The sequence below is a fragment of the Spirosoma jeollabukense genome (genome assembly GCF_054777855.1).
The window spans coordinates 115,065-129,553 of sequence record NZ_BAAHAD010000004.1 but is presented as its reverse complement, the minus strand read 5'-3'; the positions used below and the strand labels follow the sequence as shown (position 1 = coordinate 129,553).

Below are 14,489 nucleotides of genomic sequence, written 5' to 3'. Positions count from 1 at the left end.
ATCATTGGTTCGACAATAAAGGGTTTAAACTTAATCTTTTCAGACCAATGAAAACGTCCATCAAACTGATTGTCAGCGCATTAATTTTAACAGTAAGCCTATCTGTACCATCCTTCGGCAAGGGCCAGGATGACCATTCGACAAAGGCTTTTGCCGCAGCTATGTTTCCCGCCAACAATACGTCCAAACTATGGCTTTGCCTGGAGAAATATAAGCCCGAGGAAAAAGTTACCCTTGAGGTATTGGATGAAAAAGGCCAGGTTATGTTTCAGGAAACGGTGTCGGGTAAGAGTCGCAAAAAGGGTGCTATCCGTCAACAGTTCGACATGAGCGAAATTCCCGACGGTACGTATACGTTCCGTGTATCAGCGGAAAGCCAGAAGGAAGAATTTACGTTTAAATTAGCCACACCAAATCTGGAAGTCAATCAACCCGTTCGGCTAGTTGCCATCAAGTAATTAGCTTTCCTCCATACAGAAAAAGGCACGAAGAGAACTTCGTGCCTTTTTCTGTATGCGCATTATTTGTTAACATTATTCTGTCAACCTCTTCAGATAATACTGGATTTACTAATCTTTAAATGATTTTGCCCTAGACTAAGCCTATTTGGAGAAATAATTGCTTTTTTACAGGCTGATTTAACATAACAATTATAAGACTGTTCCGATGAACCAACTTGCCCTAACCGATTACGTTATTTTCTTCCTGTATTTCATTGGTGTCTCAAGCTATGGCTATTGGATTTATCGACGAAATCAAAAAACAAAGCAAGATACCAAAGACTTTTTCCTGGCAGAAGGCTCGCTAACCTGGTGGGCTATTGGAGCCTCGCTCATTGCCTCAAATATTTCCGCCGAGCAGTTCATTGGCATGTCGGGTGATGGCTATCGTTTTGGGGTAGCTATTGCCGTATACGAATGGCTGGCGGCCATTTCCCTGATTATTGTAGCGGTGTGGTTCATTCCAATCTACCTCAAGAATCGCATTTACACAATGCCCCAGTTTCTGAGTACGCGTTACAATGAAACGGTGAGTTTGATCATGGCCGTTTTCTGGTTATTTCTCTACGTATTTGTCAACCTGACATCCATTTTGTTCCTGGGCGCGCTGGCTATCAGCAGCCTGATAGGGGGAGATAGCTTTCACATCGTTATTATTTGCCTGAGCGTATTCGCTATTTTCATTACCCTTGGCGGTATGAATGTAATTGGTTACACGGACGTTATTCAGGTATTGGTCCTCATCATTGGCGGTTTGGTTACTACCTATCTGGCCCTGCAACAGGTAAGCCTAACGATGGGGCTGGACGGGGGCATTATTTCGGGATTGGGCGCTATGTTCAAAGATGCCGATGATCACTTTCACATGATTTTTGAAAAACCGACACCTGGTGCGCCCCAGGCCGATATTAAGCGGTATCTGACTTTGCCCGGTATTGCTATGTACCTGGGTGGCATGTGGGTTGTTAATCTTAACTACTGGGGTTGTAATCAATACATTACCCAACGCGCTTTGGGCGCCGACCTGAAAACTGCCCGTACGGGTATTCTCTTTGCGGCCATACTGAAAATTTTCATGCCGATCATTGTGATGCTGCCTGGTATTGCCGCTTACGTAATTCATAAAAACGGTGGCCTGCAGGGCGAAATGCTCCGTAATGGCGTTGTATCGGGCGATAATGCCTACTCGGCGGTACTCACGTTTTTGCCAACGGGTCTGAAAGGATTATCGGTAGCGGCTTTAACGGCCGCCATTGTAGCCTCACTGGCGGGTAAGGCCAACTCGATTTCAACCATTTTTACGCTGGATATTTACCAGAAATACATCAATAAAACTGCCAGTGAATCCCGCTCGCTCTGGATTGGACGAGCCACGATTCTGGTAGCCGTAGCCCTATCCATTGCATTGGCCTGGGATGACGCGCTGGGCATTGGTGGCGAAGGCGGTTTTACGTTCATTCAAAAGTATACCGGCTACATCAGCCCCGGTATTTTTGCCGTCTTTTTGCTGGGCTTCTTCTGGAAACGCACCACCGGTATAGCGGCCATTGCCGGTATTCTGGGGGGCTTCGGCTTTGCCGTATTGTTTAATAACTTTGCCCCCCGCCTGTTTGGCCCCGAGACGATTATGTATACGGCTTTTCTGAATAGTGATGGCGTGTATGAAATTCCGTTCCTGATTGCTATGGGTTGGGCGTTCTTTTTGACAGTTGCCATGATGATACTCATCAGTCTGGCCGGGCCAAAAATAAACCCCAAAGGATTGGCCATCGATGCGTCTATGTTTCGCCTGGCACCAACCAACATGGCTATGGTCGTAGTCATTATCATGCTGGTATCTATGCTCTATATCCGGTTCTGGTAACAAAGAACTAAAACAAGACGCCGGAAGCAAGCCCATAAACCCCTGAACAAGGGTACGGTTTTCTTCCGGCGTTTCCTGTTTGTACCAATTAATTCCTAAGAATGGCCTCTACTACTACGTCTGTTTCACTACGTCCTTTATTTACTTTGCCGGTCATTGTGGCCGCACTGGGCTATTTTGTGGATGTGTATGATCTGCTTCTGTTCAATATTGTGCGGGTCCCGAGCCTCAAAGATCTGGGTCTTTCTGAAGCCGAAATATCGCTGATTGGTGGACGCATTCTCAACTTTCAGCAAGCGGGTTTACTGGTGGGGGGGATTCTTTGGGGCATTCTAGGTGACAAACGTGGTCGATTATCCGTGCTATTCGGTAGCATTATTACGTATTCGCTCGCCAATCTGGCCTGCGGTTTTGTGCACGACCCACAGATCTATGCCTGGCTTCGGTTTGTGGCGGGTTTTGGCCTGGCAGGAGAATTAGGCGCGGGCATTACCCTAGTCAGTGAAATTTTGCCCCCGCACCTGCGCGGATATGGCTCATCGCTGGTTGCCAGCGTGGGCCTGTTCGGGGCTGTCGTAGCGTATTTCACCGTTGCCCTCTTCGATTGGCGTACCACTTATTTTATTGGTGGCGGGCTGGGCTTAGGGTTGCTGCTACTACGTGTTAGTGTGCTCGAATCGGGCATGTTTACCCGCGTACTGAGCGCAAACGTGTCGCGGGGTAATTTCTGGGCTTTATTCAAAGACGGGCGCTCTATTTTACGCTACCTCCGATGCATGGGCATTGCCCTGCCAACCTATCTGGTTATTGGCATTCTGGCTACATTCAGCAATGAATTTGGCAAAGCCGTTGGTGTTGAAGAAGTTATTCAGCCAGGTCGTGGCGTCATGTTTACGTATATAGGCGTCGTGGCGGGTGATTTGTTTAGTGGTATTCTTAGCCAATGGTTACAATCACGCCGAAAAGCAATCGGCCTGATGATGGGCCTGACACTTATCTTCGTATCCATTTACCTGTTCGGCGGCATAAAGTCAGCTAGTACATTTTACGGCGTATGCACGGCGATGGGCTTTGGGATCGGCTACATTGCGATGTTTCTAACAATTACGGCCGAGAGTTACGGCACCAATCTCCGGGCAACAGCCACGACGTCCGTCGCCAATAATGTTCGGGCTACTACGTTACTCAGCATTCCTGCATATCAGGCCATGAAACCGTCTTTGGGCGTCCTTGAGTCCGCTGCCATTGTAGCGCTCGTTTGCTTTGTGCTGGCGGCCTGGTCCCTGGCAACCATGGACGAAACATACGGCAAGGAACTGGATTATACCGACGTATAAATGCTTGTTCTATTACGGCACAAGTACGAGTCTTTTTCCGTTCATTTCGCCTTGTTTCCAGGCACGCTCTATTTCTTTTAGCGCTACCGCTTCGGTCTCTATTTTTAGTTGCCCGCTCATGACCAGATCAAAAAGTTGCGGCAATATCTCCGTCGGCACTTTTTGCATAACTTCTTTTGGAATACTTAGGGACTGTCTAAAAATTAGTTTTTAAGCTGTTTCACCCCTAAATCCCCTAAAGGGGACTTAGGGGTGAAACAGCCTGATGAAAAGAAGATTTACAGGCCTAAAGGAATATTTTTAGACACTCTCTTAGGCCCGGTATAAAAAATTAGTTGGTAAACTGGTTTGGCATAACCCTATTTTTCATTCACCGGCTTAAAACCCTAACCTATTCAGGGTTGACCGATATTGCCAGCAGGTACCAGGCAGCATGCGGCAACCATTGCTCAGCCCAACGCCAGTCAGCGTCTTTCCCGGTCATCTTGTACGACAGATTAAAGTCAATGTCGTCTTCGTTATCAAAACCCGATGTGATGCCGTTCACGATGCCGCCAGGCGCATTGGTGTACTCAAACGTACCGAAAAAACCATAAGCGGGATTGTTGTGTCCGCTTCCCTGCAACATACAGGCATCGTATGGATTCAGACCCAATATCCAGTTGAGTTGGTCCAGGGCGAAACGGTCTAACGTATCTCGAAATAGCTTGTCGTCGCTAAACAACGTAGCACATAGTCGGGCAGCAGTCGCGATGGACGCGATTCGGGCATTTTCGCCCTGCCACCAAGGTGAGGCTTCGCTGCCGTGCGGAAAGAAGAACGCAGTACGTCGGTTACCAAGCGTGTCCTGCACCAACTGCCGACTGTAGCCAAACGGATTTTTGACTTCGGTCGTCACGTTCAGTTCATAGCTCATCGACCGCTTAATGGTTTGCTTAACTTTAGCCTGCATTTCGGCTGACGCCAGTGGATAATAGTAAACCAGACTGATCAACGGCAGACCCGCATCCGATGGATGGAAGAACGGACGATCCTGATCATCGGCTCGCCAGTAATCTTTGTAGTTTTTCCAGGACGAAAGTCGGTTTACTAAATTCTGAGCCCGTCTGTCAGCCGCCTGTTTGTAGCTATCTTTCTTCGTCGTCTTATACAATTCCGTGGCTGCCACCAAGGCACAATAATCATCCACAATGTTTTCTTTGCCGTCATTGGTCATGGCTACGTTCTCTTTTTCAAGAAAAGCAAATGCGCTTTCGGCCGCTTTTAAATAATCGGCAGGTCCATAATCGCCCGTTTGATCAGCGGCATACGTAGCAGCCATGGCCAGTGCCGCAATGGCTACTCCCCCACCCGACCGATAACTCACCTGATACTTCCGCCAATTGGTTTCATCGGCCGTACTGGCCAGCGTTTGGTCTTTACTTTGTTTGATTCGATACGCTTTATCTTCCGCCTGAATGACACGATCTTTCGCCAGTTTTCCGGGTCCGGGCGCTTTCACCGACCGGTAAAACGATCCATCTTTAGCGTGCACCCGCACCAGATAATCAGCCCCAAACATGGCTTCGTCCAGCAGTCGGCGGTTGAACTGACGGAAATCCGACCCTTTCCGTTTTATCAACTGATCGTAACTTTTCAGCAGGCTGTAGACCGTACCCGTGATTTGCTGCGGATTGAAATAGGATGAAAATGTAAGGTGCGAGAGGTGCTTTCCATAGTCGCCAGATGCGTCGTACCAGCCTCCGTGCACGTCGAGCGTATCGCCCGTTTTACCCGCCAGCGCCGATTTTCGATCTGCTTTATCCAACAGACCCGAACTCCGCTGCCCTTTGAAATAATAGATCACATCAGACAGCGTGAATTGCTCCAGTACGTTTTTCCCAATCGTAAATGGATACGATGAAACGGGTTTCCCCGGCGCCGAGACCTGCAACTGATACGTTCCTTCGGTGGTAAACGAACTGAAATCAATGGTCCAGAAAAGCCAGTTCTTCCACTTACTGACCGGTCCACTAAAGACTGTTTTTCCTGAGTAGGCTACGTTGCCGGTTGTTGCATTGATGAGTTGAAATGTCGGGATAGCGACCTGACGATCGGCCATAATCATCGCCCGTTTGGCTTTGGTACTTTCATAGCCCACCTGGTTCGTAAGTACCTTAACGTTCTGCGCCTGAAGGAGGAAAGAAGTTTGAAGGAAGAATAATAGAATGGTGATCAATCGCAAAGACATATAGTCTGATTGTTTAAAGGCGGTTTAGTTTCTCAAAAAGCATTATGTTATCCGTCCTGTGTCACGATGACAGAGAGTAGTTACTTCCCCGCGCCCCAGAAAATGGCGTTTCGGAAAATCGTCACAAATGCATCATTCTTGAACAAATCAGGATGATGGCCCATGAAGATGTACACATTGCGAGCCTTCATGTGCTCGTTGGACCAAATTACCGGATGATCGCCCCCCATTTTCAGATTTGAATCGGGTGAATAGGTCGACTCATCGACGGTCGCCAGCACATTCACGTTTGGACGCGGACTTCTGTCATAGGTGTACCATTCTTCCTTTTCAACGGTAAACGCAGCTGGTACACCTTTCAGACAGGGATGATTTTCTGCTTCGACACGTACCGTTGCTTTGGCAAACGTAGCGATATAGTTTTTATAGCGAATACCGCCCATAAATTCCGAGAACCAGGGCCACATCGGGTATCCATCGAACTCGCCCAGTAACGTAGCATGATGAAAGCCAACCCAGCCGCCACCTTTACCTTCAGTGATGTACTTCTGAAACGCTTTTTTGGCGGTATCGGTCCACATGTATGGCGGATAATTCAGTTGAATGAATAACTGATAGCGGGCTAAAAACTGGTCATTTATGGGCTCTGTGTTTTCAATATAATCAATCGTAAAATTAGTCGAAGCCGCTACCTGGGTAAGCCATTTCTTTGCTTCAGCGACAAAAGGAGCATGAACCCCTCCACCTTTCTCGGCAAGAGCCACTACCCGAAACTGGGGTTTCTTCGGTTGTGCATAGGTCGTTAATCCTAAACCAGCAAATAGAAGTAAAATTTGAAAACTGATGATAAACGTTGCTTCGACCTGCTTTTTCATGCCTTTTGACTGTCGCTCAGTAAATAAGAACCTAAAGTAAGCTCTACGAGCAAAAAACACGAGAAAAGTTATCCGGAAAGTAGCTACAGGCAATTAATTGTGGCTTACTCTCAACGAATCAAACTAAGCATCCCCTGCTTCTGACCAGGCGTTACCCGACGCTCCTGCTTCAACTGATACTGAATGCTCCAGCCATAGACACCAATTTCGCACAGCTCGCCATGATAGTATCCATTCCACTGAAATGGGGGCTTATCCGTCTGAAAAATGACCTCGCCCCAGCGATTAAAAACCGAGAGCGACGTAATGATAATATCACCACAGCCAAACGCCAGAAAAGTATCGTTCTGTCCGTCGTCATTGGGGGTAAAACTGGTGGGCGTATACAGAACGCAATCGCAGGCACCGTAGGAGATTTCGACTGAATCTAAAACGGTTGCGCATGCGTTCTGCACACTCGCCCGATAGACCCCTGAGCTATTTACGGTTCGTGCTACGTCCGCAAATTGGTCCTGCCAGGCAAACGTCCCTTCGGCAATAATTGGCTTGATGGTCACCAATTCGGCTCCGCAAAGCTCTTTGTCCGGCCCCAATTCTAACTGGGGGGGGCGAATGTACTTCACCTGAAGGGTATCCGATGCCGTACAATTCGCCTGGGTGACCTGAATACTGTACTCACCGGCCTGCTTAACTGTGTAGTTATTTTGCTGCGAACCATCCTGCCAGCGGTACGTGGCAGCCGCATTTACCGGCACGTTCAACGCCAGCGTTTGTCCGTTGCAGAGTGTGGTATCGGCACCCAGGTCAAAGTCCAGCGCATAATCAACCTTTATGGAATCAGTCAGCGTTTTACAGGCCGTCACCACCGTTACCGAATACTTGCCGGGTTTAGTGACCAGTAGCGTCGGTTTGCTACTACCGTCATTCCAATAATAATAACTGGCATTCGGCACGGTTGCATCAAGCAGACGGGTACTTTTACGGCCGCATAAGGTCGTATCTTTTCCCAGATCAAGCTTGACGTGCAAAAGCGAAATATCGTCAATGAATACGTAGTTAAATCCCAGGAAGGGGGGTGTTTTGTAGAAACTTCCAATCGTTACGTATTCCTCCCCTCCTTTGGCATTAACGAAACCAGCAATTCGTTGCCACGCTAACCGAGGAATGCTGGAGAGCTTATCGAGAACCTGCGGCCCGACTTTGAACATTTCTGTACTTGCAGGAGCTATAATCGGTTGAGCAGAAAATGTTGCCCCTATTGTTTCTGTCTGATATTTGTTGGGTGTATCGGTGGCGATATACATTTCATAATAGTAGCATTCATTCGCAACCAATGGCTTGGTCAGACGGACTCCCAGGTATTCGGCCCAGCCCTGGTCGAAAAACAGGCGTGCCAATCCCTGGCCCGTGCGGGGTGGCAGCACCATCTGCCCTGAATTAAAACATGTATTGTAAAAATCAGGTGTAGCCCGATTGGGGTTGTACCAAGGGGTAGCTTCTACCAGAAGATTATCCTGCTGGGGACAGTTTCGATAGGTTTCAAAACTGCCATTCGGAATGAGATTTTGCCCCATCACGTTTTTTGGCAGGAGCATCACAAGCCAAATCAACAGCCAACTACATCCTTGTCGCATAGCCCTGAAGCACTCGATCTAGAATTAGGCACTCATTGCCCGAATAACCAAATAAGGGTATCTAAGATACTGATTTTTTTGATCAATACGGTAGTCAATGGATAATGGTTGCCTGTCTGTTTTGGTTTGGCGTAGTCTCCGACTACGCCAAGCTACCACTATGCCAAACTGCCCCTAAACCTAAATTCTCAGGCCGGATTCGCTGGCACTTATCAGTTTGACGAGTCGACTTTTTTGCGTGGCAGCTTGCTTGCCGGACATAACCTAATGGACAGCGAGCTTTTGGTATGAAGGAGCTTGTTTTCGAAAAAAAACCCACGCTTTCTCGTTGGCCCTGAATTCGGTTTCAAACTCGTCGGTCAGGCTTACAGCTTCCTGTTCGTAGGCGTAAATTTTCGAGTTGCTTTCTTTGCGTTTCTCAAAGGCCGCCAAGCCCGCGGGGTGCATGAATCCTTGCTGGGTGAGGTCTTCTATTTTTTGAATATTTACCGCGCTCCAGATGCTTTTGGGTTTTCTGGGCGTAAACCGGATGCAGTAACTATCGGCATCAACCGATCTTCGAACACCATCGATCCAGCCGAAACAAAGGGCTTCGTCTACCGATTGGGACCATGTCATGCTCGGCTTACCCGAACCAACTTTATAGAAACCAACCAGCAGTTCCGTTTCCTTGTCATGATTTGCCGCTAGCCACGTCCGGAAGTCAGCCGGACTGGCAAAGAACATTGGTTTCATTTCATCTGTATTCTATTAAAATCAGCCCGGTGTTTTATGCGAAAAAGGAATAAACCGCTTCAGGTATATTCGTTCAAGAATACCTAGACCAGTCATCAAAGCATTGATATTGAACACCTAACTAAAAGAAACAAACCTTAACCCCATCCTGGACAGGAACCTCATTTCTTCATCGTTGATTTTCATAATGGACTCGTAATTACGAAGAAAGCCAGCTCGCTTTATGGTATATTTTTTGTCCACTCCTGTAGGAATCGAGCCAGATACGTAGCGAAAAAAATTAAACTGGAGACCAGGAAGGGTGATATAAATTATCGTTAAACCTACGCAGAAACCATCTACGATCAATAAGTAAGCGTTGCGCACTCAGTTGATTACCTGGCCGGATCAAATCGGGCGGCATCAATGATGGACCAGAGGTGAATGATCCATCCCATCAAGATAAACCAAAGGGCTCCCGCCAAAACAAACTGAAAAATAGCCATCAACAAACGGCCTTGTAGAAGCTGACCTAAACCCGGAATAAAGAAACTGCAAAGGGCAGCCAGTACGTTGCCACCCGACCCTTGACCCGCCATAGCTTTCGTGCGTTTAACCTGAATGCAATTCAACAAGTATTTTCAAAAACTATTAAATACAAATCTACCGTTTGACAAAACGCCTTTTTATACTTTGTCCAGTCGTAGTACGTATGTCCAGCACATAAATACCAGCGGGCAGTGACAATACTTCCGGTTCGGATGCAGTCGCTTGCCGCAGTTGACGTCCCCTTAAATCGAAAATCTTTGCCTCCTCAATTGTCTCCCCGTTAGTTAAACTCAAATTCAACAAATGCTCGACCGGATTTGGCGATATGGTTAACAGGGCTGGTGCTTTATCTTCATATCGCACGGCAATAATTGACGAAAAGTGCCGACTCCCATCCGTATCTACCTGTCTGAGTCGATAATAAGCGATGTCAGTTAACAGAGTACTATCCACAAATGTATAGTTACTGAGACTCTCTATATTACCTCTGCCTGGTATACGCCCAATAATTTCAAAGCTTTTCGCATCATCTGATCGTTGAATCTCAAAGTGATCATTGTTTGTTTCTAAGGATGTTTGCCAGTTGAGCGTTGTACCAAGACCTTCGACAAAGTAGCCCGTAAATGAAGCCAGATTAACAGGCAGGGCGGCATTTTTGAGTAAACCGATACCTAATGCCTTTATGTTGGGCGTCGAAGCTAATATTCCAGCGGACAAACTATATCCATTAAGATCAGAACCACTGCCAGTTGCTGGAGCGATAGCTCCCCCTATACCCAATACAACCCATTTAGAGCCGGTCCAACCTACTAACCGCAGATCAGCGGGATTGGGGTTTGCACCAAGCCCTGACGGTTGAGGAATTGATACACTAATTAGACTACGCAGACCCAAAGCATCTATTTCCCAATAACCAACGGTAGAAACGGCTTGAAGACTCGCATCCAAATAAGCCGACTCAACGGGTTGTGGATTAGCATTCAGATAACGTACGCCCGTACTACTTATCCCGGTAGTTGTCAGTGGATGGTAAGGATGGTCTGTATTTCGTGAATCACCAACGGAAAATACTTGTGGCCCTTCAAAGCTCATACTTCGAACTACTTTGCCATCAATATAATTGGCATCATTAGCACCTCTAACATCAGCGAAATAGAAAACAACTTCTTGCCCATCAGGTACTTTTACAACACTGCCCCCTAATCCTGGTGCCGTGAGAAATGTCAATGCATTCATGATTCTCATACCGCCTGCAACGGGAAAATTGCCGGTGCTGGTTAAGATGAGAGCACCAAATATAGGTCTTCCAGCACCGGTTCCGCCGTTATTGGGCGAAGCACCCATAATGCCAGTGCCCAAATATGGCCCATTATAAGTACCAGTCCCTGCTGGTGCATACCCAAAATAGTCTATTCCAGTTCTATGGTCGGGTGAAGAATCACTACTTCCATCATAAATACCACTCGCGGCAACATAAAATTGACCAACATGTTCAAAGCTCCCGCCATAAAATCCAAGAACCGGATTAACGCCAAAATGCACGCTCTGACCAGGGGGCGTATTGATAATTTCCGTCCCCAACTGTGGAGATGGTGCCTTATTATCGGAGTAGTTAGGCGGTAATGCAACAGAGCTAAAAACCTGTTGCGAATATGCTGGGTAACCGATTATGCCCAGGATACAAGTCAACCTTAAGTATAGGTAAAATTTTTTCATAAAATATGTGGAATAAAAGCCGGGTTATTCCAATTATAGCCAATTTAAATCAATTATACACTTAATATGTGGGTTAATTTTTATAGAATATGCGGCCATAAGTAACTTTTAATCTGGTACATACAGAAACAAAAGAGGGTGTCTCATCACAGTTCGACACCCTCTGATAAACCGAGTCAGCTTATTCTTTACAATCCCAGCACCTTTTTATTAAACGCATCATCAGCTCCCGTACCGGCAAAGTCGTCAAAGGCACGCTCCGTGACGCGGATAATGTGGCTTTCGATAAAGGGTGCACCTTCAGCAGCGCCCTGTTCGGGGTGTTTCAGCGCACACTCCCATTCCAGCACAGCCCAGCGGTCGTAGTCATACTGCGCTAGTTTCGAGAAAATACCCGAAAAATCAACCTGGCCATCGCCCAGTGAACGGAACCGTCCGGCCCGTTCAACCCAGCCCTGATACCCGCCGTATACGCCCTGTTTGCCGGTGGGGTTAAATTCAGCGTCTTTCACGTGATACGCATAAATACGATCGTGGTAAAAGTCAACGAATTGCAGGTAATCAAGTTGTTGCAACACAAAGTGGCTTGGATCGTAATTGATGCCCGCCCGCGGATGATTGCCTACTTTCTCAAGAAACATCTCGAACGTAATACCATCGTGCAGGTCTTCGCCGGGGTGCAGCTCGTAGGCCAGATCGACGCCCGCTTCGTCGTAGGCGTTCAGAATAGGCAGCCAACGGTCGGCAAGTTCTTTAAAACCCGTCTCGACCAATCCCGCCGGACGTTGTGGCCATGGGTAAATAAACGGCCACAGCAACGCACCAGAAAACGTCGGGCTCACTTTAAGCCCAAGGTTTTTGCTGGCTTTAGCCGTCATCAGTAACTGGTCGACTGCCCAGGCCTGCTGTTCTTTGGGTTTACCCGCTAGTTCGGCTGGTCCGAAGCCGTCGAACATGGGACCGTAGGCCGGATGAACCGCCACCAATTGCCCTTGCAGGTGAGTAGCCAGTTCTGTGATTTCAACGCCAATGTCGCTCAGTTTACCTTTCAGTTCGTCGCAATAGGTCTGACTTTCAGAGGCTTTTTTAAGGTCAATCATACGCGGGTCCCAGGTTGGAATCTGAACCCCTTTATAGCCAAGATCGGCCATGTATTTAGCAATGGACTCAAGCGAATTAAATGGTTCAGCATCACCCAGGAATTGAGCAAGGAAGATGCCGGGGCCTTTCATTGTCTTCATAAGTTGTATTTGGTTAAGCGTCTATAAAAAGCTTAAACACAGAGAGAACGGAGGCTTCACAGAGCCTACAAAGTTTCTTCCTTTAACTCTGTGAAAATCACTGTGCCTTCTGTGTTTGATAAATTAAATCTCCACCCACGCCTGTTTCCGGTTGCTTTCCAGTATCTTTTCGCAAATGAGCAATTCACGATAACCATCAGCAAAGGTTGGATACGTTGGGTTTTCGGGTTGCTTTCCGGCAGCAATGGCGTCGTACACTTCCTTAAATAACTGCTTCGACGTATCCGGAAATCCTTCGTTGTGGCCGCCGGGGAAACTGATCACCGACCGGGCTTCGGGATGCGCCAGCGATGGATCGCGCAGGAACGATTGGTTGGCACCATCGCGGTTACCAATCCACATTTCGTTGGGCGCTTCGGAGTTCCAGGCAAAGGTTTTCTTCGACCCGGCAATTTCCAGTTTCATCTGGTTTTTGCGGCCCGCCGACACCTGCGATACTGTAATGACGCCCCGGTTACCGTTGTCGAAACGTAGCAAGACATTAGCGTGATCTTCCGTATTGATGGGTACATCGGCATAATCCTCCGGTTGGAGCATCTTGCCTGAATAGGTTTCAACGGGTTTCAGGGGCTTCTTACGGAATTTGTGAATCGTATTAAAATCAGCCATCACTGCCACCGTTTTCAGGCCGGTGATGTATTCCAGACTATCCATCAAGTGGGAGCCGATGTCGGCAATAGCCCGCGAATCGCCCGATTTGTCGGGTTCAAGCCGCCAGTTATAATCGGTGTCGTAGAAAAGCCAGTCTTGTAAATAGGAACCGATAATTGAGTACACTTCGCCCAGATCGTTCTGCTCGCGCATTACTTTCATTTGCCGAACCAGCGGGTAGTAGCGTAGGTTAAAATGCACGGCGTTGACTAACCCCGTTTGGGCAGCCAGTTCAACCAGTTCTTTCGCTTCGTGCAAGTCTTTCGCCAGGGGTTTTTCGCACACAACATGCTTACCCGCCAGCAAAGCCGCTTTCGACTGAGCGTAGTGCAGGAAATTGGGCGTACAGATGTGCACTACCTGAATATCATCCTGCTTTAGGAGTTCATCAAAGGTGTAGGACCGTTCGATACCGAGCTGATCGGCTTTCTGACGGGCGAGTTCGGCCGTTACTTCGCAAAGTGCGACAACATTTGTGTTAGGAAGGCGACGCAGGGCTTCGATGTGCGCAGGGCCGATGAATCCGGTGCCAACAACACCGACGTTAATTTTTTGCATGAGGATTTAAAGAGCGAAAGAGTGAAAGAGTGAAAGAGTGAACGACGCGGTGTTTCTTCGCTCATTTACCGCTACGGCGGACTGTTCTTTCACTCTTTCACGCTTTATTTCAGTCGCTCACTGTTTTACGGGATTTAGATAAGATTTTTAGTACTTGATAACCCTCATCTACCAGATCATGCAAGCGATGTTCTGGCACGATTTCGGTGAAGACAAGGGTTTCAAGCCAGAAAAGTGATTCGTCCAGTTCTTCCAGTGTGATACTGAGCTTAGCGAAAAATTCTTTCTGGCTTCTGCCTCTGCGAACAGCCCGAAAGTTGGCCGCAGCTGATGATGACGAACGAATGAGTTGGTGAGCGAAGTGTTGCGCGTCATATTCTTGTGGTAACGCACGACATACTTTTATACAACGGAGCATAAAGAGTTTCAACCTCTTTTCAAGGGCATCTAGGAATTGACTTTTCGAATGAGTCGAATAATCTATCCAAGTCTCACTAATGAAGTCTCCCTCTTTCCCTATATTTTCGCTTTCATACCCCGCTCTTTCACTCATTCACTCT

At 47.5% G+C, this 14,489-nt stretch carries 13 protein-coding genes; 3 read left to right on the top strand and 10 right to left on the bottom strand.

Annotated elements, in window-relative coordinates; all coding sequences use genetic code 11:
- The first annotated feature begins 47 nt into the window (after nucleotides 1-47).
- The 3 genes from ACYVEA_RS17355 to ACYVEA_RS17345 all read left to right on the top strand — a co-directional run bounded on the left by ACYVEA_RS17355 (nucleotide 48) and on the right by ACYVEA_RS17345 (nucleotide 3,701).
- Nucleotides 48-458 carry a flagellar hook assembly protein FlgD gene (locus ACYVEA_RS17355; protein ID WP_461114693.1) on the top strand — a complete coding sequence of 137 codons (411 nt, stop codon included), beginning with the start codon at nucleotides 48-50 and terminating at the stop codon, nucleotides 456-458.
- Nucleotides 459-666: 208 nt separating this feature from the next.
- The gene (locus tag ACYVEA_RS17350) at nucleotides 667-2,364 is read left to right on the top strand and encodes a sodium:solute symporter family transporter (protein ID WP_461114692.1); all 1,698 of its coding nucleotides are present in this window, start codon (nucleotides 667-669) and stop codon (nucleotides 2,362-2,364) included.
- A gap of 101 nt (nucleotides 2,365-2,465) precedes the next feature.
- Nucleotides 2,466-3,701, top strand: coding sequence for an MFS transporter (locus ACYVEA_RS17345; protein WP_461114691.1), 1,236 nt, complete (start codon nucleotides 2,466-2,468; stop codon nucleotides 3,699-3,701).
- A 12-nt stretch (nucleotides 3,702-3,713) separates the two neighbouring features.
- Here ACYVEA_RS17345 and ACYVEA_RS17340 read toward each other — a convergent pair whose 3' ends face one another.
- The 10 genes from ACYVEA_RS17340 to ACYVEA_RS17295 all read right to left on the bottom strand — a co-directional run bounded on the left by ACYVEA_RS17340 (nucleotide 3,714) and on the right by ACYVEA_RS17295 (nucleotide 14,482).
- Nucleotides 3,714-3,869, bottom strand: coding sequence for a hypothetical protein (locus ACYVEA_RS17340; protein WP_461114690.1), 156 nt, complete (start codon nucleotides 3,867-3,869; stop codon nucleotides 3,714-3,716).
- A 223-nt stretch (nucleotides 3,870-4,092) separates the two neighbouring features.
- Nucleotides 4,093-5,931 (bottom strand): glycoside hydrolase family 9 protein, encoded by a 1,839-nt coding sequence (locus ACYVEA_RS17335; RefSeq protein WP_461114689.1) that lies wholly within the window; start codon nucleotides 5,929-5,931, stop codon nucleotides 4,093-4,095.
- A gap of 80 nt (nucleotides 5,932-6,011) precedes the next feature.
- Complete coding sequence (locus tag ACYVEA_RS17330; RefSeq protein ID WP_461114688.1) at nucleotides 6,012-6,806, bottom strand: ThuA domain-containing protein; 795 nt, start codon at nucleotides 6,804-6,806, stop codon at nucleotides 6,012-6,014.
- Between the two features lie 110 nt (nucleotides 6,807-6,916).
- Entirely contained in the window at nucleotides 6,917-8,401 is a 1,485-nt protein-coding gene (locus tag ACYVEA_RS17325) for a T9SS type B sorting domain-containing protein (RefSeq protein WP_461114687.1), read from the bottom strand.
- A gap of 303 nt (nucleotides 8,402-8,704) precedes the next feature.
- Entirely contained in the window at nucleotides 8,705-9,175 is a 471-nt protein-coding gene (locus ACYVEA_RS17320; RefSeq protein WP_461114686.1) for a YdeI/OmpD-associated family protein, read from the bottom strand.
- Between the two features lie 374 nt (nucleotides 9,176-9,549).
- A complete protein-coding gene (locus ACYVEA_RS17315; protein ID WP_093827054.1) occupies nucleotides 9,550-9,753 on the bottom strand; it encodes a hypothetical protein in 204 nt (67 codons plus the stop codon).
- Nucleotides 9,754-9,817: 64 nt separating this feature from the next.
- Nucleotides 9,818-11,419 (bottom strand): T9SS type A sorting domain-containing protein, encoded by a 1,602-nt coding sequence (locus tag ACYVEA_RS17310; RefSeq protein WP_461114685.1) that lies wholly within the window; start codon nucleotides 11,417-11,419, stop codon nucleotides 9,818-9,820.
- Between the two features lie 188 nt (nucleotides 11,420-11,607).
- Nucleotides 11,608-12,660: a sugar phosphate isomerase/epimerase family protein gene (locus tag ACYVEA_RS17305; protein ID WP_461114684.1), complete on the bottom strand. Its 1,053-nt coding sequence runs from the start codon at nucleotides 12,658-12,660 to the stop codon at nucleotides 11,608-11,610.
- Nucleotides 12,661-12,783: 123 nt separating this feature from the next.
- Nucleotides 12,784-13,929 carry a Gfo/Idh/MocA family protein gene (locus ACYVEA_RS17300; RefSeq protein ID WP_461114683.1) on the bottom strand — a complete coding sequence of 382 codons (1,146 nt, stop codon included), beginning with the start codon at nucleotides 13,927-13,929 and terminating at the stop codon, nucleotides 12,784-12,786.
- A 109-nt stretch (nucleotides 13,930-14,038) separates the two neighbouring features.
- A complete protein-coding gene (locus ACYVEA_RS17295) occupies nucleotides 14,039-14,482 on the bottom strand; it encodes a four helix bundle protein (protein WP_461114682.1) in 444 nt (147 codons plus the stop codon).
- Nucleotides 14,483-14,489 lie beyond the last annotated feature (7 nt).